The sequence below is a fragment of the Kitasatospora sp. NPDC056446 genome, from assembly GCF_042796115.1.
In the GTDB taxonomy this organism is placed as follows: Bacteria; Actinomycetota; Actinomycetes; order Streptomycetales; family Streptomycetaceae; genus Kitasatospora.
Genome location: NZ_JBHTRF010000080.1, coordinates 6,799 through 32,878, shown reverse-complemented (window position 1 = coordinate 32,878; position 26,080 = coordinate 6,799). Strand labels below are relative to the sequence as shown.

21 protein-coding genes are annotated in these 26,080 nt (G+C 75.6%); 7 read left to right on the top strand and 14 right to left on the bottom strand.

Annotated elements, in window-relative coordinates:
• Positions 1 to 210: 210 nt before the first annotated feature.
• The 5 genes from ACFQ6N_RS33455 to ACFQ6N_RS33435 form a co-directional block, all read right to left on the bottom strand.
• Positions 211 to 1,188, bottom strand: coding sequence for a cation diffusion facilitator family transporter (locus tag ACFQ6N_RS33455; RefSeq protein WP_380657385.1), 978 nt, complete (start codon positions 1,186 to 1,188; stop codon positions 211 to 213).
• 87 nt (positions 1,189 to 1,275) lie between these two features.
• Positions 1,276 to 2,523, bottom strand: a complete 1,248-nt coding sequence (locus ACFQ6N_RS33450; RefSeq protein WP_380657383.1) for an SIS domain-containing protein — start codon at positions 2,521 to 2,523, stop codon at positions 1,276 to 1,278.
• A gap of 58 nt (positions 2,524 to 2,581) precedes the next feature.
• Positions 2,582 to 2,764: a Trm112 family protein gene (locus ACFQ6N_RS33445; RefSeq protein ID WP_380657381.1), complete on the bottom strand. Its 183-nt coding sequence runs from the start codon at positions 2,762 to 2,764 to the stop codon at positions 2,582 to 2,584.
• Between the two features lie 114 nt (positions 2,765 to 2,878).
• Entirely contained in the window at positions 2,879 to 4,264 is a 1,386-nt protein-coding gene (locus ACFQ6N_RS33440; RefSeq protein ID WP_380657379.1) for a phosphomannomutase/phosphoglucomutase, read from the bottom strand.
• 132 nt (positions 4,265 to 4,396) lie between these two features.
• Positions 4,397 to 4,762: a DUF3499 domain-containing protein gene (locus ACFQ6N_RS33435; RefSeq protein WP_380657377.1), complete on the bottom strand. Its 366-nt coding sequence runs from the start codon at positions 4,760 to 4,762 to the stop codon at positions 4,397 to 4,399.
• Positions 4,763 to 4,926: 164 nt separating this feature from the next.
• Here ACFQ6N_RS33435 and ACFQ6N_RS33430 point away from each other — a divergent pair, with 164 nt between their 5' ends.
• Positions 4,927 to 5,379, top strand: coding sequence for a metallopeptidase family protein (locus tag ACFQ6N_RS33430; protein ID WP_030245500.1), 453 nt, complete (start codon positions 4,927 to 4,929; stop codon positions 5,377 to 5,379).
• A gap of 77 nt (positions 5,380 to 5,456) precedes the next feature.
• On the opposite strand, the gene ACFQ6N_RS33425 is transcribed toward ACFQ6N_RS33430, so the two are convergent.
• The 3 genes from ACFQ6N_RS33425 to ACFQ6N_RS33415 form a co-directional block, all read right to left on the bottom strand.
• Positions 5,457 to 7,226, bottom strand: a complete 1,770-nt coding sequence (locus ACFQ6N_RS33425) for a DUF5719 family protein (RefSeq protein ID WP_380657374.1) — start codon at positions 7,224 to 7,226, stop codon at positions 5,457 to 5,459.
• 6 nt (positions 7,227 to 7,232) lie between these two features.
• Complete coding sequence (locus ACFQ6N_RS33420; protein ID WP_380657373.1) at positions 7,233 to 11,138, bottom strand: glycosyltransferase family 2 protein; 3,906 nt, start codon at positions 11,136 to 11,138, stop codon at positions 7,233 to 7,235.
• 280 nt (positions 11,139 to 11,418) lie between these two features.
• The gene (locus ACFQ6N_RS33415; protein WP_030062195.1) at positions 11,419 to 11,691 is read right to left on the bottom strand and encodes a WhiB family transcriptional regulator; all 273 of its coding nucleotides are present in this window, start codon (positions 11,689 to 11,691) and stop codon (positions 11,419 to 11,421) included.
• 622 nt (positions 11,692 to 12,313) lie between these two features.
• Between ACFQ6N_RS33415 and ACFQ6N_RS33410 the strand changes: the two genes are divergently transcribed.
• From ACFQ6N_RS33410 to ACFQ6N_RS33400, 3 genes are read left to right on the top strand one after another with little or no spacing between them, the layout of a single operon-like run.
• Positions 12,314 to 12,976: a cysteine dioxygenase gene (locus ACFQ6N_RS33410; protein ID WP_380657371.1), complete on the top strand. Its 663-nt coding sequence runs from the start codon at positions 12,314 to 12,316 to the stop codon at positions 12,974 to 12,976.
• A gap of 43 nt (positions 12,977 to 13,019) precedes the next feature.
• Entirely contained in the window at positions 13,020 to 13,979 is a 960-nt protein-coding gene (cofD, locus tag ACFQ6N_RS33405) for a 2-phospho-L-lactate transferase (RefSeq protein ID WP_380657369.1), read from the top strand.
• A complete protein-coding gene (locus tag ACFQ6N_RS33400) occupies positions 13,976 to 15,274 on the top strand; it encodes a coenzyme F420-0:L-glutamate ligase (RefSeq protein WP_380657367.1) in 1,299 nt (432 codons plus the stop codon). Before cofD ends, ACFQ6N_RS33400 begins: the two co-directional genes overlap by 4 nt.
• A 161-nt stretch (positions 15,275 to 15,435) precedes the next feature.
• Here ACFQ6N_RS33400 and ACFQ6N_RS33395 read toward each other — a convergent pair whose 3' ends face one another.
• The 3 genes from ACFQ6N_RS33395 to ACFQ6N_RS33385 form a co-directional block, all read right to left on the bottom strand.
• A complete protein-coding gene (locus ACFQ6N_RS33395; RefSeq protein ID WP_380657365.1) occupies positions 15,436 to 15,738 on the bottom strand; it encodes a type II toxin-antitoxin system Phd/YefM family antitoxin in 303 nt (100 codons plus the stop codon).
• A gap of 25 nt (positions 15,739 to 15,763) precedes the next feature.
• Positions 15,764 to 16,684 carry a DNA-3-methyladenine glycosylase family protein gene (locus ACFQ6N_RS33390; RefSeq protein ID WP_380657363.1) on the bottom strand — a complete coding sequence of 307 codons (921 nt, stop codon included), beginning with the start codon at positions 16,682 to 16,684 and terminating at the stop codon, positions 15,764 to 15,766.
• Between the two features lie 75 nt (positions 16,685 to 16,759).
• Positions 16,760 to 17,902, bottom strand: coding sequence for a peptidoglycan recognition protein (locus tag ACFQ6N_RS33385; protein WP_380657361.1), 1,143 nt, complete (start codon positions 17,900 to 17,902; stop codon positions 16,760 to 16,762).
• Positions 17,903 to 18,006: 104 nt separating this feature from the next.
• On the opposite strand from ACFQ6N_RS33385, the gene ACFQ6N_RS33380 reads away from it, so the two are divergent.
• From ACFQ6N_RS33380 to ACFQ6N_RS33370, 3 genes are all read left to right on the top strand, one after another.
• Positions 18,007 to 18,798, top strand: a complete 792-nt coding sequence (locus tag ACFQ6N_RS33380; protein ID WP_380657359.1) for a TIGR03089 family protein — start codon at positions 18,007 to 18,009, stop codon at positions 18,796 to 18,798.
• A gap of 36 nt (positions 18,799 to 18,834) precedes the next feature.
• On the top strand, positions 18,835 to 20,082 hold the full coding sequence (locus ACFQ6N_RS33375; protein WP_380657357.1) for an LCP family protein: 1,248 nt from the start codon (positions 18,835 to 18,837) through the stop codon (positions 20,080 to 20,082).
• 215 nt (positions 20,083 to 20,297) lie between these two features.
• Entirely contained in the window at positions 20,298 to 21,893 is a 1,596-nt protein-coding gene (locus ACFQ6N_RS33370) for an LCP family protein (RefSeq protein WP_380657355.1), read from the top strand.
• Positions 21,894 to 21,968: 75 nt separating this feature from the next.
• Here ACFQ6N_RS33370 and ACFQ6N_RS33365 read toward each other — a convergent pair whose 3' ends face one another.
• The 3 genes from ACFQ6N_RS33365 to ACFQ6N_RS33355 form a co-directional block, all read right to left on the bottom strand.
• Positions 21,969 to 22,574, bottom strand: a complete 606-nt coding sequence (locus ACFQ6N_RS33365) for an acyltransferase (RefSeq protein WP_380657353.1) — start codon at positions 22,572 to 22,574, stop codon at positions 21,969 to 21,971.
• A gap of 75 nt (positions 22,575 to 22,649) precedes the next feature.
• Positions 22,650 to 23,690 carry a glycosyltransferase family 2 protein gene (locus ACFQ6N_RS33360; RefSeq protein WP_380657351.1) on the bottom strand — a complete coding sequence of 347 codons (1,041 nt, stop codon included), beginning with the start codon at positions 23,688 to 23,690 and terminating at the stop codon, positions 22,650 to 22,652.
• A 158-nt stretch (positions 23,691 to 23,848) separates the two neighbouring features.
• On the bottom strand, positions 23,849 to 25,879 hold the full coding sequence (locus tag ACFQ6N_RS33355) for a hypothetical protein (RefSeq protein WP_380657350.1): 2,031 nt from the start codon (positions 25,877 to 25,879) through the stop codon (positions 23,849 to 23,851).
• Between the last annotated feature and the right edge of the window lie 201 nt (positions 25,880 to 26,080).

Here is a 26,080-nt window from a genome sequence, read left to right as displayed (position 1 = left end):
CGGCTCCCGTGCGCAGCACAAACCGTCGGAGGACCTCTCTCCCTCGACCGGCGCACACCCTACGGGCGCGGACCGCCGATCGACCGCCATCAGCAGCGACGTTCTGGCTCTGGTGACGAATCTACACCGACGGCCCCACCGGCCGTCTGCCGATGACCGTTTTCGGCCCCCGGCCCGACCGGCGCTCCAGCACCGCTCCAGCTCCGGGCGTCAGTGCGCCGCCCCGGGGCCGGGCCCGCCGGGCGTGGCGGCCGGGTCCTCGCCCGCGGCGGCCTTCTCGGCGCTGTAGACGTCGGGCTCCAGGTAGATCGCCCGCGCGATCGGGACGACCGCGCGGACCCGCTCCTCGGCCGCGTCGATCGCCTCCGCCACCCGGGCGGCGCTGTCCTCCGCGTTGACGGCGATCTTGGCGGCGACCAGCAGTTCCTCCGGGCCGAGGTGCAGGGTCCGCATGTGGATCACCCCGGTGACCGAGCGGCCGTCCACCAGCGCCTCGCGGATCCGCCGCACCGACTCCTTGTCGGCGGACTCGCCGAGCAGCAGCGACTTGGTCTCCAGCGCGAGCACCACGGCGATCAGTACCAGCAGGACGCCGATGCAGAGGGTGCCGACGCCGTCCCAGACGCCGTCGCCGGTGATCACGGTGAGCGAGACGCCGAACAGCGCGAGCACCAGGCCGATCAGCGCGCCGGTGTCCTCCAGCAGCACCACCGGCAGCTCCGGCGCCTTGGCGGTGCGGATGAACTGGGTCCAGCTCCGGCTGCCCTTGACCTTGGCCGACTCCCGCACCGCGGTGAGGAAGGACCAGCCCTCCATCGCGATGGCGAAGACCAGCACGCCGACCGCCCAGCCCCAGGAGTCCAGCGCCTCCGGGTGGTTGACCTTGTGCCAGCCCTCGTAGACCGCGAACAGGCCGCCGACGCTGAACAGCACGATCGCGACCAGGAAGCCGTACACGTAGCGCTCGCGGCCGTACCCGAACGGGTGCTCCTCGTCGGCCGCCCGGCGCGCCCGCTTGCCGCCGATCAGCAGCAGCACCTGGTTGCCGGAGTCGGCCACCGAGTGCACGCCCTCGGCCAGCATCGAGGAGGAGCCGGTGAAGCCGAAGGCGGTGAACTTGGCTACCGCGATCGCCAGATTCGCGGACAGCGCCGCCACCAGTGCCTTGGTGCCGCCTTCGGTACTCATGCCAGTGGGTCCTCACGGTCGGTCGGCCCGGTCAGCCTCGTCGAGCGCTTACCGTACCGGCCGGGCGGCCCGACCCGGCCGACCGTCTCAGGACTGCGCGGCGGCGAGCCCCAGGTAGACCGCGGCGAAGTCGGTCAGCGCGACCAGGTCGACCAGCGCGTGCAGCGCTTCCGGGCGGCCGCTCGCGTACTCGGTCAGCCGGACGTCGTGCGCGGCGGCCAGCCGGTGCGCCCGGCTCACGCCGAAGCTGCGCGGGCCCGCGTCCGACTCCGGCACCTCGGCCGGGCCGTCCTGCCCGTCCGGCGGTCCGCCGGCCGGGCCGGGGGCCTGCCGCAGCAGCAGCACCTGGAGGTGCAGCGGGTCCGGCTCCTCGACCCGGTCGCGGAAGAAGTCGTCCGGGTCCGCGCCCGCGCCCAACTGCCCGGTGAACATGCCGCGGTGGGCGGTGAGCACCTGCGGCAGCGGCCCGGCCAGCGCCGGGCGCCCGGCCCGGTCGGCCAGCTGGGCGGCGAAGCGGGCGGCGGCGGCCCCGGCGATCGGGCCCTCGGCCCACAGCAGCGGGACCGTCCCGGCCAGCCGCGCGGCCAGGCTCTTCGCCGGGTTGGTGTACGCGGCGGCGTCGGGGCGGCAGCGGACGGCGGTGGCGTCCAGCAGGTCGGCGACTCCCGGCAGCGCGTCGTACGGCAGCTGGGTGAGGCCGAGCTTCTGGGCGAGCGCCAGCAGCGGGGCGAGGTGGGACCAGAGCGCGGCCGGGTCCTCGGCCGGCAGGTCCGGCTCGGCGGCCCGGGCCGGCGAGCCGTCCTCGGGCAGCACCGAGGCCACGTACGGCAGCGGCAGCGCGCGCACCTGGAGCGCGGCCCCGGCCAGCGGGCTGCCCGCCGGGGCGGTGACCACGATCGCGCAGCCGCGCGCGTAGGCCTGCTCGGCGAGGCCGACCAGGCCCTGCTCGCCGCCGTCGGCGGAGCTGATCACCAGCAGGTCGAGCGGGCCGGCCCAGCCGGGCAGCTGCCAGCCGAGCCCGGCGGTGAAGACGGGCGGGGCGCCGGCCCGGTCGACGCGCGGGGCGGCGGCCTCGGTCGGCGGCAGCGGGGTGATCAGGCTGGCGGTGCCGGCCAGCGCGGACAGCATCTCGGCCGCGGTCAGCGCGCTGCCGTGCCCGGCGACCAGGACGGCGCGCGGGCGGCCGTCGGGGTTCAGCCGGTCGAGGCCGGCCGCGTCGGCCTGCCGCAGCGCGGTGCGGACCCGGGCGCCGGCCCCGGCCAGGGCCAGCAGGGCGCGGTCCTGGTCGGCGCGCTGGAGGGCGGCCGGATCGTCGAGCAGGGTGTCGTCGAGCATGCGGCGGGCCTCCGGCTGCGGTCCTGGGCGGCTGGCGGGTGGGGCTTCGCCCCAAGGATCAGGCCGAGCGGCGGGCCTCGTCCACCAGGAGGACCGGAATGCCGTCGCGGACCGGGTACACCAGGCCGCAGTCGGTGCCGGTGCAGAGCAGCTCGGGCTGCTCCTCGGTGCCGCCCTCGGTGAGCGCGGCCCGGCACTGCGGACAGACCAGGATCTCCAGCAGGAAGGATTCGAGCTTCATGGCGGGCTCTCCCAAGTTCGGTGGTGGCACGGAGGTGCCCCGGCCGATAGGCAACCCTACCGGCCGGGGCACGGACGCCTCGGATCAGGCGCGTTCCGCCCGGGCGCGCCCGGTTCAGCCGCGGACGACCGCCAGCACGCCGTCGCGCAGCTCGGCCATCTTCGCCGGGTCCTTGGCCTCGACGTTCAGGCGCAGCAGCGGCTCGGTGTTGGAGGCGCGCAGGTTGAACCACCAGTCCGGGCCGGCCACGGTCAGGCCGTCCAGCTCGTCCACCGAGGTGCCCTCCCGGCCGGCGTAGGCGGCGCGGACGGCGGCGGTGCTGGCGGCCTGGTCGGCGACGGTGCTGTTGATCTCGCCGGAGGCGGCGTAGCGGTCGTACTCGGCGGTGAGCTCGGAGAGCGTGCCGGGCTGCCCGCCGAGCGCGGCCAGGACGTGCAGCGCGGCCAGCATGCCGGTGTCGGCGCGCCAGAAGTCGCGGAAGTAGTAGTGCGCGGAGTGCTCGCCGCCGAAGACGGCGTCGGTGACGGCCATCTCCTGCTTGATGAAGGAGTGGCCGACCCGGGTGCGGACCGGCTTGGCGCCCAGCTCGCGGACCACCTCGGGGACGGTCCAGGAGGTGATCAGGTTGTGGATGATCGTCGGCTCGGCCTCGCCGGCGGCCTGGGCGCGGGCGATCTCGCGGGCCGCGACCAGCGCGGTGATCGCGGACGGGGAGACCGGCTCGCCGCGCTCGTCCACCACGAAGCAGCGGTCGGCGTCGCCGTCGAAGGCGAGGCCCACGTCGGCGCCGACCTCGCGGACCTTGGCCTGGAGGTCGACCAGGTTCTTCGGGTCGAGCGGGTTGGCCTCGTGGTTGGGGAAGGTGCCGTCCAGCTCGAAGTACATCGGGACGAGCTCGATCGGCAGGCCGTCGAAGACGGTCGGCACGGTGTGGCCGCCCATGCCGTTGCCGGCGTCCACCGCGACCTTGAGCGGGCGGATCGCGGCGAGGTCGACCAGGCCGAGCAGGTGGTCGGCGTAGCCGCGCAGGGTGTCCTGCTCGGACAGCGCGCCGGGCTTGACGTCCCGGGCCGGGACGGTGACGGTGTCGTCCCCGGCGGTCCAGGACTCGACGAGCTCGCGGATCTCGGACAGGCCGGTGTCCTGGCCGACCGGGGCGGCGCCGGCCCGGCACAGCTTGATGCCGTTGTACTGGGCCGGGTTGTGGCTGGCGGTGAACATCGCGCCGGGCAGGTCGAGCTTGCCGCTGGCGTAGTAGAGCTGGTCGGTCGAGCAGAGCCCGATCTGCACCACGTCGGCGCCGTAGGCCGCGGCGCCCTCGGCGAAGGCCCGGGTGAGCGACGGGGAGGAGGGGCGCATGTCGTGGCCGACCACGATCGCGGAGGCGCCGGTGACCTGCACGAACGCGGCACCGAAGGCCCGGGACAGGCTCTCGTCCCACTGGTCCGGGACGACGCCTCGGACGTCGTACGCCTTCACGAGCTGCTTGAGGTCGCGCACTGCGGCTCCACCCTGGTCTCTGGACCGGTCGGTCGGGATACGTCGGGCCACCGGACGTCCGGTCGACGGGCGCGGTGGCGGTAGACGGGCAGCGTACCCGGGCCGGACGAACGCCCGGTGCCGGGTGAGGCCTCAGTTGTCGGGCGAGCGCAGCACCCGGAGGTGGCCGCGGCGGCTTCCCTCGGTGGACTCGCCCTCCGGACCGCGGCCCTGACGGGGGGTCTGCGGGCGGGCGGCCTCGCGCACGGCGTTGGCGAGGGCCTCCAGGTCGTCGCTGCTGCGGCGCAGCGGCCCGGCCTCGGCGATGAGCCGGACGACCTCCCAGCCGCGCGGGGCGGTGAGCCGCTCGGCGTGCTCGGCGCACAGGTCGTAGCAGTGCGGCTCGGCGTAGGTGGCGAGCGGGCCCAGGACGGCGGTGGAGTCCGCGTAGACGTACGTCAGCGTCGCGACGGCCGGCCGGCCGCACGCGGTCCGCGAACAACGACGTACAGAGCTCACGAAGGTGGACGGTACCGCACTCCCCGCCGGGGAGCGAAGACCGCCTGCCCGGAGGGTGTGCCGTGTCGCCCTCCGGGCGCCGGGGCCGTGTATCGGCCGCCCCGCGCGATTCCCCGTCGGAGTGGTCCACTTCCGACCGTCCAAGGACTACTCTCGGCAGTGATATGGACAGCTCCGCACCGCAGTCATCGACAGGCCCAGCGCGCCGCCCCCGGCACCGCGACCGGCACGGCAGGGGCCTGCGCGGGCCGCTGGCGCCTCCGCAGGTGCCGATCTCGCTCACCCGCTCCGAACTGTTCGACGACTACGTGCGCGAGTCGGTGGAACGGCTCGAACGGCGTTGGCCGCAGCTGATCGAGGTGGAGTTCGCCGTCCAGGAGGTACCGCTGCACGAGCCGGACGGCGCCGACGCGGAGGACGGCGTGCCGCTGGGCCGGGTGTCGCCGGGCAAGCAGGGGCGCAAGAGCCAGATCGTGGTGTACCGGCGGCCGGTGGAGATCCGGGCGAAGACCCGGGAGGACCGCGCGGCACTGGTGCACGAGATCCTGATCGAGCAGGTCGCGGAGCTGCTGGGGCTCTCGCCGGACGCCATCGACCCGCGCTACGACGAGGACTGAGGCCGGCACACCACGCGCGCGCACCCGGACGGGGGCGGCACCTGCCCGGTGCCGCCCCCGTCCGCGTCCGCGTCCGCTCAGCGCAGCACGGTGCCCGGGTCCTGGGCCGCCTGCGGGACCTTGACGGTGCTGTGGTCGTCGCGCAGCGCCTGGACGGTGAACATCGGCACGTCCTTGGCCGGGATGGAGAGCATCCGGGCGGCGACCACCGGGCCGCCGGAGACGGTCTCCACGGTGAGCGCGAAGACGCCGTTCAGCCCGGCGGGCTCGGGCGCCGGGAGGGCGACGGTGCCGCCGGCCGGGAGCTGGACCTCCTTGGTCGCCGGGGTACCGCCGCCGCTGCCGGCCGAGGCGGTGACCCGGACGGTGGCGGCGTCGCCGGTGGACGTCAGGTAGAGCGTGGAGGCGCCGGCCCGGTTGTCGGCGACGGTCGCCCGCGCGCCGACCGGGACGGTGCCGGTGAGCCAGGCCGCGTCGGTCTTGCCGTTGGCCGCCGCCCGGTCGACCCGCAGCCCGGCCACGACGGCGGTGGGGTGCTTGTCGTCGCTGGGCGACAGCCGCAGTCCGGCGACCTCGTCACGGGTGACCTTGCCGAGGTCGACGGCGGCCACCATGCCCGCCTTGACGTGGATCGACTCGTTGCCGGCCGGGGTGAACCAGCCGTTCTTGCCGGAGAGCTGGATCTTCAGGTCCGCGTCGTCCTCCGGCGGCGCCCAGACCACCAGGCGGGCGGAGGCGGTGTCGGCGGGCAGGCCGGGCATCACCTGGGTGGCGGCCGGGGCGGCCGAGGCCGGGATCCAGTCGGCGCCCTTGCCGCCGTCGGCGGCGTGCAGCGCCGCGCCGACCCGGCCGGAGCGGACCACCACGTGCACGGCGAGGTCGGTGACCGCGCCCTTGCTGATGGTCGACAGCAGGACGGACTGGGAGCTGCCGGGGGCGACGGTGAGGCCGTTGGCGGCGTCGTTGTCGATCAGGCCCTTGTCGCCGTACAGCTTGATGTCGACGACGGCGGCGGAGGACTCGGTGTTGACCAGGCTCAGGTAGTCGACCCGGTCGCCGGCCGTGCTGGCCCCGGCGAACCAGAAGCTCGTCGCGGCCGGGGTGCAGGTGAGGCCGGACAGGCCGAGCCCCCGCTGCTCGGTGACCACGGTGGTCTGGGTGACGGTGAAGCCCGGGGCGAGGGCGCCGCCGGCGACCGCTCCGGTGCCGGGCGCGGCGTCCCCGTTGGCCGCCGGGCCGGTGACCGGGGTGCCGGGCTTGGTCAGGGTCAGCCGGGCGTCGGCGGGCGCGGCGTTCTTGTCCTGGACCGGGGCGGTCGGGGCGCCGGATCCGGTCGGGGCCGGGGTCGCGGGCGCCGGGGCCGAGGGCGCGGCGGCGGGCTGGGCGGCGGGCACCGCGGGTGCGACCTGGTCGGACAGCCAGCCGGCGCCGCCGGTGGCGGAGCCCGTACCGGGCGGGGTGTAGGCGCTGAGCGTGGTCGAGCCGGTCAGGCCCTGCAGCGGCTGCGGGCAGACCGCCGCCGTCCGCTCGACCTGCGCGGTGGTCGGCGCCGCTCCCCCGGCCGTGGTGGCCGGGGCGGCCGGCGGGCGCGCCTGGGCGATCCCGAACACGGCCGCGAGCACGACGGCGGCGGCGAGCAGGGACTGGGTGGTCTTCGTCCCACCGGTCCCGCCGGTCCCGCCGGCCTTGGCGGGCTTCTCGGTCCCGCCGGTCTTGGCGGCCTTGGCCGCGAACCGGCCGGGCCGGGCGGCCCCGGCCTCGGCGGCCGGTTCCGCCGCGGCCGAGGACCCGACGGGCTCGGGGGCCTGGTCGGCGCCGGACTTCTTCCTGAATGCGGGCTTCTTCATCGCGGGTCAGCTCCCCGATCCGTGCTGGTGCGGGTACCGGCCGGTGCCGTTGGGGTCGTTCGGGTCGAAGTAGGGCTCGGCCTGCGGCTGCCCCGGCAGCCAGGGCTGCTGTTGCCGCTCGGGCTGCTGGTACGGGTCGTAGCCGTACTGCTGCTGCGCCGGCTGGTACGGCTGCTCGTAGCCCTGCTGCTCGTAGCCCTGTCCGGGGTCGGCCTGGCGGGGGTAGGCCTGCTGCTGGTGGCCGTCGTACCCCTGGCCCCCGTACCCCTGGTTGTCGTACCCCTGGCCGCCGTACGGCGCGGCCACCGGCTGCTGGGCCGCGTACTGGTCGTAGCTGTACGGGTCGGCCTGCTGGTACGTCTGGTACGGGTCGGTGTACGGCTCGGCCTCCTGGACGGCGGCGGCCGCCTGGACCGCCCCGGTCACCGGGTCACCGGCGGGCTGCGCCGGGATCGCTCCCGGCCGGCCCTCGTACACCCCGGACTCGTCGGCACCGGGCTCGCCGTCCTCGCCGCCCTCGCCGCGCTCGGCCATCCGGCGGGCCCGGCGGCTGCCGGGGGCGGGGGCCTGCGCCTGGGCCGCGGCGGCCAGCGCGGCGGCGGCCACCACCTCCTCGGGCAGGTCGTCGTCCTTGTGGCTGCGGCGGCCGGGCAGGGCCAGCACCAGCACGGTCAGCCCGAGCACCACCTGGGCCCAGATCCAGCCGGTGTGCGCGGCGCCGCCCTCCCGGGTGACGGCCAGCTTGCCGCCGGCCGCCGGGAGCTTGAAGCCCTGTGCCCAGCCGTCGACGGTGGTGGGCTCCAGCGCGGTGCCGTCCAGGGTGGCCTTCCACTCCGGGGCGGCGGACTCGGCGAGCCGCAGCACCCGGCCGTCCGGACCGGCCGGGACGGTGGTCGCGAGGTCGCGCACCCCGGACGGGACGACCACCGGGTTGCCGCCCGGAGCGGTGATCACCGCCCGGACCGCGCGGGCGCCGTTGACCTGCCAGAGCGCGGAGCCGTTGTCCTGGTTGGCCTTGACCAGGCCGGGCGTGGTGTCCAGGACGTCCTTGAAGACGTCGACCGCCGGCTGCTCGACCAGGACGTAGGCGATGCCGTAGCCGGCCAGCGCACTGGCCTGGTCGGCTCCGGAACCGGCCAGCAGGCTGCCGACCGTCCGGTTCAGGCCGTCCACGGTGCCGGTCGCCGGATCGACGGTGGACTCGGCCTGGCCGAGCGTCAGGCCGGCGCCGCGCAGCACGGTGTAGCGGACGGATCCGCCGCTCTTCTCCCCGGTGACGACCAGGGTGCGGGAGCGGTCGGTGGTCCCGGCCTCCTCCGCGATGAACGCGGGCACCTGGCCGGCGTCGGCGCGGTGCAGCGGCTTGCCGGCGCCGGTCAGCGCCCACCACAGGCCGGTGCCCAGCGGGGCCAGCACGGCCGAGGCCACCACCAGGGCGGCCACCGGCTGGCGCCAGCCGAAGGCGATCCCGGCGACGCGGGCGTTGGCGCCGTCGGCGCCGATCGCGGCCGCGGCCAGCAGGGCGATCCCGGCGATCAGGGTGGCCGGGCCGGCCCAGGCGGGCACCGCCTGGCCGCCGGAGGCCGGGGTGACGGAGGTGCCGGCCACCGCGACCGCGAAGACCAGGCCCGCACCGGCCGCGCCCCAGGCGGCGAGCACCGCGCGGCGGCGGTCGGCGCGCAGCAGGGCGGCGAGCGCGGCGAGGACGACACCCGCCGACAGCCAGACCGGCGGCACGCCCGCGCCGCCCGGGTTGACCATCAGCAGGCCGGCCGCGCTCGCGCCGGTGCCGTGCAGGCCGGGCAGTCCGGCCTCCAGCAGCAGCCACTGCGGGTGCGACAGCACCTTGAGCGACCACGGGGCCAGCACGCCGACCGGCGCCGCGAGGATCACCAGGACGCGCAGGCCGAGCAGCCGCAGCGCCGCGCCCCCGGAGCCGAAGGCGCCGCCGCGCAGCACCGCGACGACCAGCACGGCCAGGCAGAGCGGGACGGCGAGCGCCCAGGTCAGCGGGACGAAGGCGGTGGCCACGGTGAGCAGCAGGACGGTCATCCAGACCGGCCGCCAGCCCGGGCGGGCGCCCTTGGCGGCGCTCTCGTCCCGGATGCCGAGGCCGGCCGCGATCGCGGCGGCGCGGGCCAGCGGCGGCAGCAGCACGGCGAGGACGGCGGTGCCGATCCGGCCCTGCGCGAGCGCGCCGGTGGCGGCGGGCAGCAGCGCGTAGGTGGCACTGGCCCAGGCGCGGACCAGCTTGGAGTCCAGCAGCGGCCGGGACACCAGGTAGGCGCTGACCGCGGACAGCGGGACGGTGAGCAGGACGAGCAGGGTGAGCGCGAAGTCGGCGTGGCCGAAGAACAGCCAGGAGAGCACCGCGAGCACGCCGAGGTACGGCGGCGAGGCGGCGGTGGAGCCGGTGCCGACCGGGTGCCAGGCGTCCGCGTACATCGACCAGAGGCCGCTCGCGCCGTCGGAGGCGGGCAGCAGGGCGCCGCCGAACAGGTCGCCGCCGCCCAGCAGGCTCCGGCAGGCGATCAGGGCGAACACCAGCAGGGCCGCGAACAGCACCGGCGCCGGGCGCCGGGCGAGCTTCTTGACCAGCGCGAACTGTTCGACGACCAGGTCCTCGGCGTCCTCGTCGCCGCCGGCCTCGGCCGTGCCGTGCCGGCCTCCGGCGTCGTCCCCGCCCCCTATCCCGAGGGAACCGACGACGCCCTCGACGGCCAGCCGGGTGGTGGCGCCGGGTGCCGGGAAGAGCGTCCGGTCGTCCAGGGCGTCCGCCGCCCTGGTCCGGGCGCGCTGTTTGCGGCCGGCCAGCAGCCGCGGGAACCGGACGAGCTCGTGGCCGAGGCCGGCCAGTTCGTCGAAGGCCTGGCGCGGGTCCTTGCCGAGCAGGTTGGTGACGGCCCGCAGCAGGGTGCCGAGCACCAGCCGCAGCAGGACGTAGGGGAAGAGCGCTCCCCGGCAGTTGGTGAGCAGGGTGTAGACCGCGCCGGCCTTGTCCACCCGGTGCGGGTGGGAGGCTCCGCAGTCGATCGCGCGGCGCTCCCGGCTGGCCGCCTCGGCGTGCCGCAGCACGGCGTCGGGGGCGATGACGACGCGGTGGCCGGCGGCGTTGACGCGCCAGCAGAAGTCGGTGTCGTCCCGCATCAGCGGCAGGGCCCGGTCGAAGCCGCCGAGTTCCTCGAAGACGTCCCGGCGCACCAGCATGCCGGCGCTGGAGACGGCGAGCACCGGGCGGACCTGGTCGTGCTGGCCCTGGTCCTGCTCGCGGCGGTCGAGGCCGGTCCAGCGGCGGCCGGAGCGGGCGATGGTGACGCCGACCTCCAGCAGCTGGCGCCGGTCGTACCAGCTGCGCAGCTTGGGGCCGACCACGGCGGCGCTGGGGGTGGAGTCGGCGACCTGGAGCAGGCGGCGCAGCGCGTCGGTCTGCGGCTCGCAGTCGTCGTGCAGCAGCCAGAGCCACTCGACCGGTTCGGTCTCGCGCGGGCCGCCGCGGCCGAGGTCGTCGTCCTGGGCGAGCGGGTCGCCGTAGTCGTCCCAGCCGCCGGTGACGGGGTCGTAGCCGGAGGGGTCGAGCCGGTAGGGCAGGTCCTCCGGGCGCAGCGGCGCGCTGCCCGACACGGCCTCGGCGACGGCGGTGCCGAAGCCGGCCCGGCGGCCGAGGACCAGCGGGCCGCTCTCGGGCAGCCAGTCGGCGAGGGTGTCCGCGAGCAGTTGCCGGGAGCTGTCGGTGGATCCGGTGTCGACCGCGAGGACGCGCTGGACCTGGCGGTCCTGGCCGAGCAGGCCGGCCAGCGCCTGCGGCAGCCAGCGGGCGCCGTCGTGCGAGACGATCACCGCCGTGACCAGGTGGCGCGGATAGGCGGGTGGCCGGGAAGCGGTGAAGCCGCTCTGGTGGCTGTAGACGGTCATCGAGTGCGCGGGCCCCAGTTCTCGGTGGACACAGCCGGTGAACGGCAACCGGATGGCGCACCACACTAACGGCTCCGGGTGGACGCTTCGTCCGGGGTGCGGTGCGGAGCCGGTGAAGGAGACGGCGCGGGGCACGGCGGGGGGAGGGTCCGGAGCCGGCACGGGAGGCCCGCCCGGTCCGGGAACACCAAAGCGCCCCACCACCGTGGTGAGGCGCCCGTACGGCTGTGCGATCGTCCGTCGCCGACGAAGGGTCAGCGGCGGCCCGGGGCGGACCCGGTCAGACCGCGCTCTTCTTGAGCCTGCGACGCTCGCGCTCGGAGAGACCGCCCCAGATGCCGAAGCGCTCGTCATTGGCGAGGGCGTACTCCAGGCATTCCGAGCGGACCTCGCAGGCGAGGCAGACCTTCTTGGCCTCGCGGGTCGAGCCGCCCTTCTCGGGGAAGAAGGACTCGGGGTCGGTCTGGGCGCACAACGCGCGCTCCTGCCAACCGAGTTCCTCCTCGTCCTCCGCGATGCCGTCCCCGATCAACAGCTCAAAGAGCTCGCTCATGTGGCGCGCCTCCTCTGCCCCTACTTGGCGTCCCCGTGGTTGCCGTTGCCTCCTGCGGCTGACGACACGAGTGAAATTACAGTTGCGTCACTCTGGCTCAGTCAAGCCGAGCTCTGGTATTGGGGCCAGGATTCACTCCCCGGCACCAAGCCGTTACGAATAGTGTACATATCCGGACACAACGGACCTTCTGCCGCAAGGCCCTGAACAGCGCCGAACCGTCCGCAACCATTCGCCAGGTGACACTCGGTCACCACCACAGGCCGGTCATCGGCCTGCCTTCCCGGCGATCTTCCCATCGAAACATAGAGAGTGATGAATCACCCCATCAGGGAAAGATCCGGACCTAACCCCCTCGAATGCCGCATCCTCCCGTTTGACACCGACCCCGCGGATGCGGTGTCCTTTTCTCCATGTCAGAGTTCTCCAGCCCCCGGAGCGGTTCCACGCTCCGCCGTGCCGTGAACTCTTGTTGTCGCCTCTGCTCCTGCTGTATCTAGGCGCCCGCGTCCCACCGCGCGCCGCCCCCAGGAAGCACAGAGGCCGCCCGCGATTCCCGCCCCAGGACATCCCGGATCCGGCTGATCCCACGAACCAGCCGACTCTTCCGAGGACGACTCCCGTGCGCATGATCCGCATCCGCAAGCGGAACCGCGACCGCAGCAAGCTCACCCGCCTTGGCCCCGCCCCCGCCCGCACCGCCCGCTGGGCGGACGGGCTCAGCGACGTCTCCATCGCCGGCGACCCGCTCGCCTTCCCGCACCTGGCCCGCACCGACCTGCCGGTCCACCCCACCACCGTCGCCGGGTACGCCCGGCTGGTCCGCGAGATCGCGGCCGACCGCGCCCGCTGGGAGCCGCTGGTCCGCTACGACGCGCTGACCCGCTGGTACGCCCGGCTGGAGACCGGCCCCGGCTACGAGGTCTGGCTGCTCAGCTGGCTGCCCGGCCAGAGCAGCGGCTTCCACGACCACGGCGAGTCCTCCGGCGTGATGACCGTCGTCGAGGGCGAGCTCGTCGAGCGCTCCCTCACGCTCCCCCAGCCTTCGGCCGGGGGGACCCCCAGCGGCGCGCGGGCCCGCTCCCTGCGCCCCGGCGGACGGAGGGTGTTCTCCTCCGGGTACCTGCACGAGGTGGTGAACGCCTCGCTCGAACCGGCCGTCTCCATCCACCTCTACACCCCCGGCCTCACCGAGATGAACCAGTACGGCGCCGCCGCCGTCCCGGAGCAGCACCCCGAGCAGCACCCGGACCAGCACCGGCAGGCACAGGCCGGGACGCTCTGAGGACCGGGCTGACGGGCAGTCGGGCCGTGGCAGGATGAACCCCATGCGCATCGTGGCACTGGCAGGCGGAATCGGTGGAGCTCGCTTCCTGCGCGGACTCCGCGCGGCGGTCGGACCGCAGGACGAGATCACCGTCATCGGGAACACCGGCGACGACATCCACCTCTACGGCCTCAAGATCTGTCCCGACCTCGACACCCTGATGTACACCCTCGGCGGCGGCATCCACGAGGAACAGGGCTGGGGCCGGACCGACGAGACCTGGTCGATCAAGGCCGAGATGAAGGAGTACGGCGTCGGCCCCGAGTGGTTCGGGCTCGGCGACCGGGACTTCGCCACCCACCTCGTCCGCAGCCAGATGCTCACCGCCGGGTACAGCCTCAGCCAGGTGACCGAGGCGCTGTGCGTGCGCTGGAAGCCCGGCGTGCGGCTGCTGCCGATGAGCGACGACCGGGTCGAGACCCACGTCCGGATCACCGACGAGCAGGGCACCCGGGCGGTCCACTTCCAGGAGTACTGGGTCAGGCTGCACGCCGCAGTGGACGCCGAGGCGATCGTCGCGGTCGGCGCGGACACCGCCAAGCCCGCGCCCGGCGTACTGGAGGCCCTCGCCGAGGCCGACGTCATCCTCCTCCCGCCGTCCAACCCGGTCGTCTCGATCGGCACCATCCTCGCCGTCCCCGGCATCCGGGAGGCCGTCGCCGCCGCCCCGGCGCCGGTCGTCGGGCTCTCCCCGATCATCGGCGGGGCGCCGGTGCGCGGCATGGCCGACAAGGTGCTCGCCGCCGTCGGCGTCGAGGCCACCGCCGAGGCGGTCGCCCTCGACTACGGCTCCGAACTCATCGACGGCTGGCTGGTCGACACCGCCGATGAGGCCTCGGTGGCCGCCGTCGAAGCCGGCGGGATCGCCTGCCGGGCCGTCCCGCTGCTGATGACCGACGTCGAGGCCACCGCGGAGATGGCGCGGGCGGCACTGGCGCTGGCGGAGCAGGTCCGCAAGTGACGGCGGCGCTGGAGGTCCTCGGCGTCGACGGGATCCCCGAGGTCGGCCCCGGGGCCGACCTCGCCGGACTGATCGCCAAGGCCGGGACGTACCGCGACGGCGACATCCTGCTGGTCACCTCGAAGGTCGTCAGCAAGGCCGAGGGCCGGCTGATCCGGGCCGACGACCGGGAGGCCGCGATCGACGCCGAGACCGTCCGGGTGGTCGCCCGGCGCGGGCACGCCCGGATCGTGCAGAACCGCAACGGCTTCGTGATGGCCGCCGCCGGGGTCGACGCCTCCAACACCGCCCCCGGCACCGTGCTGCTGCTCCCCGAGGACCCGGACGCCTCGGCCCGCGCGCTGCGGGCCCGGCTGCGGCAGCTCACCGGCCGCCGGCTCGCCGTCGTCGTCACCGACACCTTCGGACGGCCCTGGCGCAACGGGCTCACCGACGTGGCGATCGGCGCCGCCGGGCTCTCCGTCCTGGAGGACCACCGGGGGCGCACCGACAGCCACGGCAACGAGCTGGTGCTGACCGTCACCGCGACCGCCGACGAGCTCGCCGCCGCCGCCGACCTGGTGAAGGGCAAGGCCACCGGGGTACCGGTGGCGGTCGTGCGCGGACTCGGACACCTCGTCACCGCCGAGGACGGCGAGGGCACCCGGCCGCTGGTGCGGCCCGCCGTGGACGACATGTTCCGGCTCGGCACCTCCGAAGCCCTGCGGCAGGCCGTCACCCTGCGGCGCACCGTCCGCTCCTTCACCGACACCCCGGTCGACCCGGCCGCCGTGCGCCGCGCCGTCGCCGCCGCCGTCACCGCGCCCGCCCCGCACCACACCACGCCCTGGCGGTTCGTCCTGCTGGAGTCGCCCGACACCCGCACCCGGCTGCTCGACGCCATGCTCGCCGCCTGGCAGCGCGACCTGCGCGAACTCGACGGCTGGGACGACGCCAGGATCGCCCGCCGCACCGCCCGCGGCGACGTCCTGCGCGACGCGCCGTACCTGGTGGTGCCCTGCCTGGTGACGGACGGCTCGCACGACTACCCCGACGCCCGGCGCGCCGCCGCCGAACGGGAGATGTTCACCGTCGCCGCCGGAGCCGCCGTGCAGAACCTGCTGGTCGCCCTGACCGGCGAGGGCTACGGCTCGGCGTGGGTCTCGTCCACCATGTTCTGCCGCGACACCGTCCGCGCCGCACTGGACCTGCCGGCCGGCTGGGACCCGATGGGCGCGGTCGCCGTCGGCCGCCCCGCCGAACCCCCGCGCGAACGCCCGGCACGCGACGCCGACGCCTTCATCGAGGTGCGGTAGCGGCTGCGCCTGAGCGAAGTGGTTCCGGACACCAGGACCAACGCTGCGAGGCGAACGGTACCGGCGATCAGCTCCCCCTGAACTGTTGGGCCCGACCGGGCACGGCTCGATCGGGCCGTCCTACCGGCGCGAACGCCCGCGACACAGCTCGGGCGCCTTCATCAAAGTGCGGTGGCGGGTGTGTCTCGGCCGGTGTCATCCGCATCGCTCCGGGGCTCGTTGCAGTCGAACAGGTCCGTCAGGAGCTCCGCCATAGTGACGGTCGGGTCGTTCAGGTGCTCGCACGCTTCCCGGGCCAGGAGCTCATCAGCAGCGTCCTCGGCGGCGTCCAACAGTTCGATCGGCACGAACGCCGCGACGCGCTCGCCTTTGCGGGTGATCACGGTGGTCTCACCGGCCTCGGCCCGGGCGACCAACTCGGTGAAGCCGGCCCGGGCGGCACTGATGCTCACGACCTCGTCCATGGCGGCAGCGTAGCGGCCGCTCGGGTCAGCGGCGGCGGTGGTCGTCGGGGGTGAGGCGGGGGCCGTAGCGGGGGGCTCGGGCGCCGGCGGCGGTGAGGAGGCGGCAGAGGCGGTGGCGGTTCGGGCGGTAGGGCTCCAGCAGGGCGAGCATCTGGGCGTCGTCGCTGCGGGGGCGGCCCGCCAGGGCCCAGCCGACCAGGTTCGGCAGGTGGTAGTCGCCGACCGAGACCGCGTCCGGGTCGCCGTTGCTGCGCTGCAGGGTCTCGGCGGCCGTCCAGACGCCGATGCCCGGGACGGCGGTGAGGCGGGCGAACGCCTCCTCGTGCCCCATCGCGGACGCCTCCTCCAGGCGCGGCGCCAGCCGGACGGCCCGCATGACGGTCGCGGCCCGCTTCGGGTCCACGCCCGCCCGGTGCCACTCCCAGCTCGGCACCGTCGCCCACTCCCGGGCCGACGGCGCCACCCGCAGGCCGTCGGCCGGGCCCGGCGCCGGGGTGCCGAAGTCCAGCAGCAGGGTGCGCCAGGAGCGGTAGGCCTCGTCGGTGGTGACCTTCTGCTCCAGGACCGCCGGGACGAGGGACTCCAGCACCAGGCCGGTCCTGGTCAGCCGCACCCCGGCGGCGCGGCGCTGGGCGTCCCGCAGCGGGCCGGGCGGCAGCACCAGCGCCTCCGGCTCGTCCTGCGCGCCCAGCAGCGCGGGCAGGCGGTCGAGCAGCCAGTCCGCGCCGGGGCCCCAGGCCGCCGCCTCGATCTCGCCGGCGGCGGGGTGCGGGAGCACCCGCAGGGTGCCGATGCCCGCCGGGGTGCGGGAGGCGCGCCAGACGGCGCCGTCGCCGGTGGTGCGGTACGCCGGGTCGGCGGGGCCCCGGCGCAGCGGCAGCAGGGTGCGCGCCGCGTCCAGCGGGAAGCCCGGCCGCCAGCGCCGTACCGACTCACCGCCCGTCACCGCCGTCGACCTCCCGCACCGCCTCTGGTGGGGTGAACGATACGCCGCGGGCCGGGGCGGCCGGCGGGGCTCCCGTCAGGGTGCCTGGAGGCGGGCGGCGGCCGTGCGCAGGGCGGGGAGCCGGTCGTGCAGAGCGTTGCCGGGGCACTCGGTGTTGAAGGCGTCGCGGTGGCCGGAGACGGCGTCGAAGTCGACGACGGTGCCCTTGGGGTAGCGGCTGGCGTCGGAGCCGGAGGTGAGCTTGGTGCGGCCGTCGGCGGGTTGCGCGGTGAGGCCGAGCTTCCAGGCGGCGACGGCGGCCAGGCCGTCGAGGAGGGGCTGCGGCGGCTGGTCGCCGACGTAGGTGCCGATCGCGGCGACGCCGGCGGAGTCGGTGTTGAAGCCGAGGGTGTGGGCGCCGTGGACGGGCAGCTCGACGCCGCCCGCCCGGCCCTCGTAGACGGTGCCGCAGCGGTCGACCAGGAAGTTGTAGCCGATGTCCCGCCAGCCGCTGGTCTTGACGTGGTACTGGTAGATCGCCCGGATCACCCGGGGGGCGTCGCCGCAGGCGTAGTCGGTGGCGGTGGCGGTGTGGTGGACGAAGACCTCGCGGACCGGGCCGGTGTACTCGAAGGCCTGGTCGCGCAGCGACTCGTCGGCGCCCCAGCCGGCCCGGGTGACGATGGCCGGGCGCGGGGCCTGGTGGCCGCCGACGGGATCGGCGGGCCCGGCCGGCCGGGTCCGTACGGCGGGTGCGGCGGTGCCCCGGCCCGGGTCGACGAGTTCCAGGCGCAGCCCGGGCGGCGGTCCGGCGGGGCCGGGCCTGACGTCGACCGCGACGCCGTCGCCGCGGCCGGTCCACAGCGGCGCGGTGGCGCCGTGCGGCGCCCGGTCGGGGCCGTCCTCGGCGTCGGCCTCCAGCCGGTGCCAGCCGCTCCAGCGGCCGGTGTCCGCGTCCCGGGTCCGGACCCTGACCTCGGCGCCGGCGAGCGCGTCCGGCGGGCCGTCCCAGCCGACGCCGAGGAGTTCGAACGGCCGGGTGCCGCGCGGGGCGAGGCCGTGGCCGGCCGGGAGCGGGAGCGAGGTGGTCGAGCCGCCGCCCGCGAAGTCCCGGCGCCGGGCGCCTGACGGGTCGGCGGACGCGGCGGCAGGGGCGGAGGTGGCGGAGGCGGCGGCGGGTTGGAGGAGCAGGACGGCGGTGCAGCCGGCGAGCAGGGCGGCCGGTGGTGAAAGGCGCATAAACCGGATCGTCGCCGCAAAACGGACCACTCGCCACGTCGCGCCCCGCCCGTTCGGCCACCCCTCCCGGCCTCCCACCCGAAGGCCGTAGGCTGGGGCGCACCATGACTGCGCCTTTCGCTGCCGATGCCCGGACCCCCGTCGAGCTGCTGCACGCATTCCTGCGAGGCGGCACCCCCTCCGTCGATCCCGCGGCCCCGCTGGTCACGTTCTACGACGACGCCACCGGCGAACGGGTGGAGCTGTCCGCCCGGACCTTCGACAACTGGGTCGCCAAGACCGCCAACCTCCTCCAGGACGAGCTGAACGCCGGCCCGGGCGACCGGGCGGCCCTGCTGCTCCCCGCCCACTGGCAGAGCGCCGTCTGGCTGCTCGCCTGCTGGTCGATCGGGGTGACGGCGGTGCCGGGCGGAGACCCGGCCGACGCCGACCTGGTGGTCAGCGGCCCGGACGGGCTCGAAGCCGCCCAGGCCTGCCAGGGCGAGCGGGTCGCGCTCGCGCTGCGCCCGCTCGGCGGGCGCTTCCCGCAGCGCCCGGACGGCTTCCTCGACTACGCCGCCGAGGTGCCCGGCCAGGGCGACCGCTTCGCCCCGTACTCCCCCGTCGCCCCGGAGGGGCAGGCGCTGGAGACCGCGGTGGACGGGCTGCCGCTGAAGCTGACGGGCGAGCAGACCGTCGCGCTCGCCCGGGAGGGGGCGGCCCGGCTCGGCCTGAAGCCCGGCGACCGGGTGCTGTCCACCCTCTCGTACGACGACTGGGCGGGCCTGGAGGCCGGCCTGCTGGCTCCGCTGGCGGCCGGCGCCTCGGTGGTGCTGTGCCGCAACTCGCAGGCGCTGGACGCCGGGCAGTGGGAGAAGCGGACCGAATCCGAACGGGTGACACTGCGCCTCGGGTAACCCCCGGCCCCGGCCGGGCGGGTAGGGATCGCTGCCATGGCCGAGGACGACACCGAGCACCCCCCGACCGACACTCCCCCGTCGGGCGTCCCCCCGACGGACGCTCCCCCGGGCGGGACCGGACGCCCGCGCAGGCGCCGGCGGTGGCTGATGATCACCGCCGGCGCCGTCGCGTTCCTGCTGGTCGCCGGCGGGCTGCTGGCCTGGATCGCCTACCGCAAGCTGGACGGCAACATCCGCACCGACTCGGCCACCGACCGGCTGCTGGCCAAGCTGGAGGCGGAGCGGCCCAGCCGCACCGCCGGCGCGGGGGGCGCCGAGAACATCCTGCTGATCGGCAGTGACGACCGCTCCGGCGCGAACGGCTCCTACGGCGGCGAGGCGGGCACCCAGCGCTCGGACACCACGATCCTGCTGCACCTGGCCGCCGACCGCCGGCACGCGACGGCGGTCTCCGTCCCGCGTGACGTCATGGTCGACGTCCCCGCCTGCGAGAAGCCGGACGGCACCCGCAGCAAGCCGGGCCTGATGCAGTTCAACTGGGCCTTCGAGACGGGCGGCCCGGCCTGCTCGATCCGGACCGTCGAGCAGCTGAGCGGGATCCGGATCGACCACTACGTGATCCTGGACTTCAGCGGCTTCAAGACGATGGTGGACGCGATCGGCGGGGTCGAGGTGTGCGTGCCGCAGCCGATCCACGACAAGGACGCCAAGCTCGACCTGCCCGCCGGGCGGCAGACCCTGCACGGCGAGCAGGCGCTCGGCTACGTCCGGGCCCGGGAGAGCCTGGGAGACGGCAGCGACACCCAGCGGATGGGACGTCAGCAGCAGTTCCTGGCCTCGCTGATCCGCAAGGTGGAGTCGCAGGGGGTGCTGCTGAACCCGGCCCGGCTGTGGCCGGTGCTGGACGCGGCGACCTCCTCGGTGCGGGCGGACGGCGGGCTGTCCTCGCTCGGCGCGCTGTACGACCTCACCCAGGACCTGCGCGGGATCCCCACCGGGAACGTGGTGTTCCTGACCGCGCCGCGCCGCCCGTACCGCTACGACTCGGACCGGGACGAGTTCGTGCAGCCGCAGACCGGCCAGCTGTTCGCGGCGCTGCGGGACGACCGGCCGGTGGCCGTCCGGCCGCCCGGGTCGGCGCCGTCGGCCGCCGCGGGCGGCGTGGCCGGGCCGGGTGCGGGCCCGAGTGCCGGGTCGGCCGAGGCGGCGTCACCCTCGGCGGGCGCCTCGCCCACCTTCGAGGGACGCACCGCCGACGTGGACGCCTGCGCGCAGCACTGAACGGGCTGCCCGGGGCCGGACCGCGCCGCGCCGCAGGTCGGGCCCGGTGTACCCGGCAAAGGCGGGGTGGAAAACGGATTTTACCTCCGCTTTGTTCAAACATGATGCAGCTCACACCCGGAACGATTCCCCCATTCGGCTCGTCTACTGTGTCCGGATCGGCTCGTCAGTACGGGTGGGCCGGAGCCGTGACCGGTCGAAGGTAGGGAACCCCCGTGCACGAGGAGCAACCGGAAACCGACCGGTACCGGGTGGACCCTGCCCCCGGCGTCCCCCGGCAGCGCCGCCGCCGGGCCGCCGAGGCGCCCGCACCCGCGGCGGCGGCAGCGGCAGCGGGCGGGGAGGGCCGCCGGGACAGCCGGCGGCGCGCGGCAGCCGTCGCCAAGCGCAACCGGCGCCGACGCGCGCTCAAGTGGACGGCCGGGACCGGCGCCCTGGTGATGGTCGCGGGCTGCGGCGGGGCGTACTACCTGTACCGACACCTCAACAGCAACCTGACCTCCGTCAAGGTCCAGCTGGGCAACGAGGAGGAGCGCCCCAAGGCCGCCGGCGAGGCGCTGAACATCCTGGTGATCGGCACCGACAGCCGGGAGGGGCTCGGCCGCTCGTACGGCGACGAGGGCAGCACCGGGCACGCCGACACCACGCTGCTGTTCCACGTCTCCAAGGACCGCTCCAACGCGACGGTGGTCAGCCTCCCGCGCGACCTGATGCTGCCGATCCCGGAATGCCAGACCCCCCAGGGGAAGAAGATCCCGGGCTCGGCGCGGGACATGTTCAACAACAGCCTCGGCCAGGCGGGCCGGGACGCGGGCTGCACCTGGAAGACCGTCGAGAAGAACACCGGGATCCGGGTCGACCACTTCGTGCAGGTCAACTTCGACGCGGTGAAGACCCTGTCCACCGCCGTCGGCGGGGTCGAGGTGTGCGCGGCCAAGGACATCAACGACTCGGACTCCCACCTCAAGATGACCAAGGGCCGGCACGTGATCCAGGGCGACGAGGCGCTGGCCTTCGTCCGCACCCGGCACGCGGTCGGCACGGGCGGCGACCTCAGCCGGATCAAGCTCCAGCAGCAGTTCATCGGCTCGATGATCCGCAAGATCAAGAGCGACGACACCCTGACCAGCCCCACCAAGCTCTACAAGCTCGCGGACGCCGCCACCAAGGCGCTCACCGTGGACGACGGCATCGGCAGTGTCGACAAGCTCAAGAACCTCGCGCTGGACATCAGCAAGGTGGACCCCAAGAACATCACCTTCGCCACCGTGCCCGTCCTGGACGACCCCAAGGACGTCAACCGGGTGATCTTCAAGCAGCCGGACGCCGGCCAGGTGTTCGCGATGATCGCGGGCGACCACTCGCTGACCGAGACGGCCGCCCCGCCGGCCGACGCGGGCTCCGCCCCGGCCGCGCCGGCCGCCGCCGCCCCGACCGTGGACACCAAGGACGTCCAGGTGACGGTGCGCAACGGCAGCGGAAAGCGCGGGCAGTCCGGGCCGACCGTCGACAAGCTCCGGGCGAAGGGCTTCGGCAAGGCCGAGGTCGGCACCGACGCGCCGCCCGCCGCGACCACCACGGTGACCTACCAGGCCGGCCAGGAGGCCGCGGCCGGCGCCCTGGCCGCCGCCCTCGGGCTGCCCGGCGACGCCGTCCGGCCGGCCGCGAAGGCGGACCCGAAGTCCGACCTGCTGCTGGTGCTCGGCAAGGACGTGCTGACCGCGCCCGCCACCGCGCCGGGGGCGCCGCCCGAGGCGCCCGCGGACCTCCAGCGGGTGCAGGGGGACGACACCGACCTCTGCGCCAAGTAGGCCCGGCCGGACGGCCGGCGGACGCGGGCCCGGCCGGACGGCGGACGCAAGCCCGGCCGGACGGCGGAGGCGGGCCTACAGCGGCCGGAGCACGCCGTCCGCCTCGCGGTACCGCTCGCCGGTCCGGGGGCACTGCCAGTGCCCGTCCCCGGCCTCCCGCAGCGGCTCGCCGCCCCGGCCGACCCAGCCGATCCGGCGGGCCGGGACGCCGGCCACCAGGGCGAAGTCGGGCACGTCCCGGTGCACCACGGCACCGGCGGCGACCAGCGCCCAGCGACCGACCGTCACCCCGGCGACCAGCACCGCCCGGCCGCCGATCGAGCAGCCCCGACGGAGCGTCACCCCGTCGGCCCGCCAGTCGTCCTGTCCCTTCGGGCGCCCGTCGGGGGTGACCGCGCGGGGGTAGCGGTCATTGGTGAGCACGGCGGCGGGGCCGACGAACACCCCGTCCTCGACCACGGCCGGCTCGTACACCAGCGCGTGGTTCTGGAGCTTGACGCGGTCCCCGATCCGCACGCCCGGGCCGACGTACGCGCCGCGGCCGATCACGCAGTCCGCGCCGACCACCGCGTCCTCGCGGACCTGGGCGAGGTGCCAGACCGCCGTCCCGGCGCCGATGACGGCCCGGGCGTCGACGTCCGCGCTCGGCTCGATCCTCGGCGCACCCTCGACCGTCCCCATGCGCACCGACGATAGCGGGCGCACCGGCCCGCCGGGGGCCGATCCGACGCCCCGGCAGGTTTGCCCGACGGATCGTCAGCCGGTCTTGGAGAGCACGTCCTCGGCGGCCGGGCGGACGCTGGCGATCACCCGGCGGGCCAGCGAGCGCGGCGAGGTGAGGAAGCCGAAGCCCCAGCTGAGGTGCATGGTCGCGAACGCCACCGGCAGCATCGCCCGCGCCTTGACCGACAGGCCGCGGCCCTCGGTCACCGCACCGCCGACGATGCCCAGCAGGTACGCGCCGGGCACCGCGAGGAAGACGGGGTGGACGGCGGCGCCGAGCACCGTCCCGAGGGTGACCGCCAGCAGCGCGGCCGGCGGGGCGAGGTAGCGCAGGTTGACCGAGCCGCGGTGGTAGCGGGTCACCACCCGGCGCCAACGGCCGTAGTCCTTGTACTGCTTGGCCAGCGCCCGCACCGAGGGCCTGGGCCGGTACGTCACCTTGAGCTGCGGGGTGAACCAGATCAGGCCGCCGTCCTGGCGGATCCGGTAGTTCAGCTCCCAGTCCTGGGCGCGGATGAACTCCTCGTTGTACCCGCCGAGCTTCTCCAGCACCTCGCGCCGGAAGACGCCGAGGTAGACGGTGTCCGCCGGACCGGCCAGGCCGCCGGTGTGGAAGGCCGCGTTGCCGACGCCGAGCTTGGAGGTCATCGCGGCGGCGACCGCGTTCTCCCACTCGGTCTCGCCCTCGGCGTGCATGATGCCGCCGACGTTCGCGGCCTCCATGTCACCGAGCAGCCGGACCGCGGTCGCGATGTAGCCGGGGGTAAGCAGGCCGTGGCCGTCCACGCGCACCACTATCGGATGGCGGGAGCCCCGGATCGCGGCGTTCAGCCCGGCGGGGGTCCGGCCGGTGGGGTTCGCCACCGTCCGCACCCGCGGGTCCTCGGCCACCAGCTCGGCGGCGATCTCGTCGGTGCGGTCGCCGGAAGGACCGAGGGCGATCACCACCTCGATCGGCCCGGGGTACTCCTGGTCCAGGATGCGCCGGACGGCCGTGCGCAGGTGACGTTCCTCGTTGAGCACCGGCATGATCACGGAGACAGCCGGCAGCTCCTCAGCAGCCTTGGTGTTCATCGGGGCAACCGTACCGGTGCGGACGCGTCCCCGTCTCGCCCCGGTCGGCGCGACCGCGCGCACCTCGCGGCGCGGCACCCGCACTGTGATCAAGAACACTGCGCCCCCGGCCCGCCCGGGCCCGGAACGGGCGACTCCGGCGGGGGCCCGGGGCGGGTTCAGAGCACGTAGTGGGCCACGGTGAACAGCGCGTAGCCGGCCAGCGCGAGCCGGTTCACCAGGTGCTGCGGACCGCCCAGCCGGTCCGGCAGGACCCGGTCGGGGCGCAGGTCGGGCCGGTGGGCGGCGGTGGCGACCGTCCGGGCCAGCGCCACCGGGTCGTGGCGCTCGCCGAAGTGCCCGGCCAGCCAGACCGCCGGACGGCCGGCGAAGGAGAACTCCCGGCCGCCGCGCAGCCGGATGGTGAGCCGGCTGCGGTGCACCGCTGCGGCGCCGATCTGCGCCCACCCGAAGGTCCGGGTACGCAGGGCGGTGGCCACCCGCACGCCGTCCCGGTCCGCCACCACCTGCCAGGACAGCGCCCGGGCGGCGCCGAGGATCGCGATCGTGCCGATCCAGAGCGGGCGCACCAGCCCCGCCCACCAGCCGTGCTCGTCGAGCAGCAGGACGGCGGCGGCGGCCGACACGGCGGTCAGCGGCCCGGCCGCCGCCCGCAGCGGCACCGGCATCTCACAGCGGCGGGCGGGCACCGGCCCGGTGTCCGCCCCGGCCTCGGGGGCGGCGGCGACGGTCTCGGCGGTCAGCACGGCGACGGCGAGTTCGCGCTCGCGGTAGCGCTCGTGGCGCCGGCTCAGCCGCGGGGCCCGGGCGGCGGGGGCGACCACGGCCGCCACCCAGTGCGGGTCGTGGTCCAACAGGCCGGGGCGGACCAGGAGTTGGTGGTCGGTGCCGTCGGGCCCCTGGTACAGCACGGCGGGCACGCTGCGGCCGGCCCGCGCCAGCCAGGCGACGGCCTCGGCGGGGGTGGCGCGGTCGAGGAGCGTCTCGTCGTCGTCCTCGTCGCCGTCCTCGTCCTCGTCGGCCGCGCCGTCGTCCACGCCGGTGTCGCGGAGGACCGGCCGGTCGGGGTAGTCGGCCTCCATGTCCTCGGTCCAGTGGTCCTCGAACACCCAGGCCGGACCCTCGCCGTCCGGGGTCCCGTAGCGGGCCCAGCGGTAGCGGCCGTGCTCGACCAGGCGCCAGAGCCCGGGCCCGTCCGCCGGGCCGTCCAGTGGCAGGACCAGCAGGTCGCCGTGGGCGTCGGCGCGGACCCGCACCGCGAGCGCGGGGGCGGCGCCCTCGAAGGCCGGACGGTCCCGGCGGCCGCTGCGGACGGCGGCGGAGCCGAGCAGCAGCAGGCCGGGCAGGGCGATCAGACCGCCGGCGGACAGTGCCCCGGAGAGGTCGTAGTCGTCGCCGAGGGCGCGCACCGAGTCGCCGTCCACCAGCAGCGGGACGGGTTCGCCGGGCTGCGGCCGCCGCTGCCACCGGATGTCCAGGGCGGCGGTGCGCTCGGGGCCGTCGCCGGGCGTCCGGAAGTGCACGGTGAGCACGTCGTCCCGGTCGGTCGTCCCCGCCGTGCCGGTCACCCGGACCGCCCGCTCGGCGGCGGAGTCCACCCGTGCCTGGGACCAGAGCCCGTACAGCGGGAAGGCGGCGGCGGCCAGGAGCAGCAGTGCGCCGAAGACCCGGCGCGCCACCGGCGGGCGGTCGCGCAGGACCGGCGAGGGGGCGCCGACGGCCGTCCACGGGAAGGGGACGGGCGGGGCCATCAGCTCGTCCAACTGCTGCCGGGCGCGCCGGCGGCCGGCCTCGGCGCCGACCAGGACGGCGGTGAGCAGCAGGTGGACCAGCACCGCCGACCAGCGGGCGAGCGGGGTGACCAGGCCGTCCGGGAGGTACCAGAGCAGGAGCAGGACCACGGGCGGGACCAGCGCCCGGATCCGGGGCGCGGCGGCCAGCAGCACCACCTCGGCCAGTACCGACCAGCCGGCCAGCGCGGAGCCCCAGGTGTCCCGGCAGATCCCCTGCGCGTTGCACCGGGCCGCGTCGGGCTCCACGACGGTGGCCAGGACCGCGAAGGCGACCGGGACCAGCGCGAGCCAACGGCTGTCCAGCCGCCAGGCCGTCCGGGCCGCGCGCCAGCGGGCGGCGGCCGCGCCGGTCAGGGGCGCGGCACTGGGCAGGGGCGGGTCGGCCGAGGGGAACATCGGACGATCATCCCAGCCGTCCCCGGGGCGGCCCTGCGGGGGCCGAGCGGGGGCCGGAGGGGCCGGAACGCCGCCGGGGCCGGAACGCCGCCGAGGCCGGAACGCCGCCGGGGGGCGGGGGGGGGGGGGCCCCCCCCCCCCCCCCCCCCCCGCCCGCCGCCCCCCCCCCCCCCCCCCCGCACGGCCGCGGGGCCCCGCCCC

Excerpts from the sequence above, each read along its gene's own strand:
- ACFQ6N_RS33420 (WP_380657373.1), bottom strand. The coding sequence starts at position 11,138 with ATGACCGTCTACAGCCACCAGAGCGGCTTCACCGCTTCCCGGCCACCC.
- ACFQ6N_RS33415 (WP_030062195.1), bottom strand. The coding sequence starts at position 11,691 with ATGAGCGAGCTCTTTGAGCTGTTGATCGGGGACGGCATCGCGGAGGAC.
- ACFQ6N_RS33395 (WP_380657365.1), bottom strand. The coding sequence starts at position 15,738 with ATGGACGAGGTCGTGAGCATCAGTGCCGCCCGGGCCGGCTTCACCGAG.
- ACFQ6N_RS33425 (WP_380657374.1), bottom strand. The coding sequence starts at position 7,226 with ATGAAGAAGCCCGCATTCAGGAAGAAGTCCGGCGCCGACCAGGCCCCC.
- ACFQ6N_RS33360 (WP_380657351.1), bottom strand. The coding sequence starts at position 23,690 with ATGAACACCAAGGCTGCTGAGGAGCTGCCGGCTGTCTCCGTGATCATG.
- ACFQ6N_RS33355 (WP_380657350.1), bottom strand. The coding sequence starts at position 25,879 with ATGTTCCCCTCGGCCGACCCGCCCCTGCCCAGTGCCGCGCCCCTGACC.
- ACFQ6N_RS33385 (WP_380657361.1), bottom strand. The coding sequence starts at position 17,902 with ATGCGCCTTTCACCACCGGCCGCCCTGCTCGCCGGCTGCACCGCCGTC.
- ACFQ6N_RS33450 (WP_380657383.1), bottom strand. The coding sequence starts at position 2,523 with ATGCTCGACGACACCCTGCTCGACGATCCGGCCGCCCTCCAGCGCGCC.
- ACFQ6N_RS33430 (WP_030245500.1), top strand. The coding sequence starts at position 4,927 with ATGGACAGCTCCGCACCGCAGTCATCGACAGGCCCAGCGCGCCGCCCC.
- ACFQ6N_RS33375 (WP_380657357.1), top strand. The coding sequence starts at position 18,835 with ATGGCCGAGGACGACACCGAGCACCCCCCGACCGACACTCCCCCGTCG.
- ACFQ6N_RS33380 (WP_380657359.1), top strand. The coding sequence starts at position 18,007 with ATGACTGCGCCTTTCGCTGCCGATGCCCGGACCCCCGTCGAGCTGCTG.
- ACFQ6N_RS33445 (WP_380657381.1), bottom strand. The coding sequence starts at position 2,764 with ATGAAGCTCGAATCCTTCCTGCTGGAGATCCTGGTCTGTCCGCAGTGC.
- cofD (WP_380657369.1), top strand. The coding sequence starts at position 13,020 with ATGCGCATCGTGGCACTGGCAGGCGGAATCGGTGGAGCTCGCTTCCTG.
- ACFQ6N_RS33455 (WP_380657385.1), bottom strand. The coding sequence starts at position 1,188 with ATGAGTACCGAAGGCGGCACCAAGGCACTGGTGGCGGCGCTGTCCGCG.
- ACFQ6N_RS33365 (WP_380657353.1), bottom strand. The coding sequence starts at position 22,574 with ATGGGGACGGTCGAGGGTGCGCCGAGGATCGAGCCGAGCGCGGACGTC.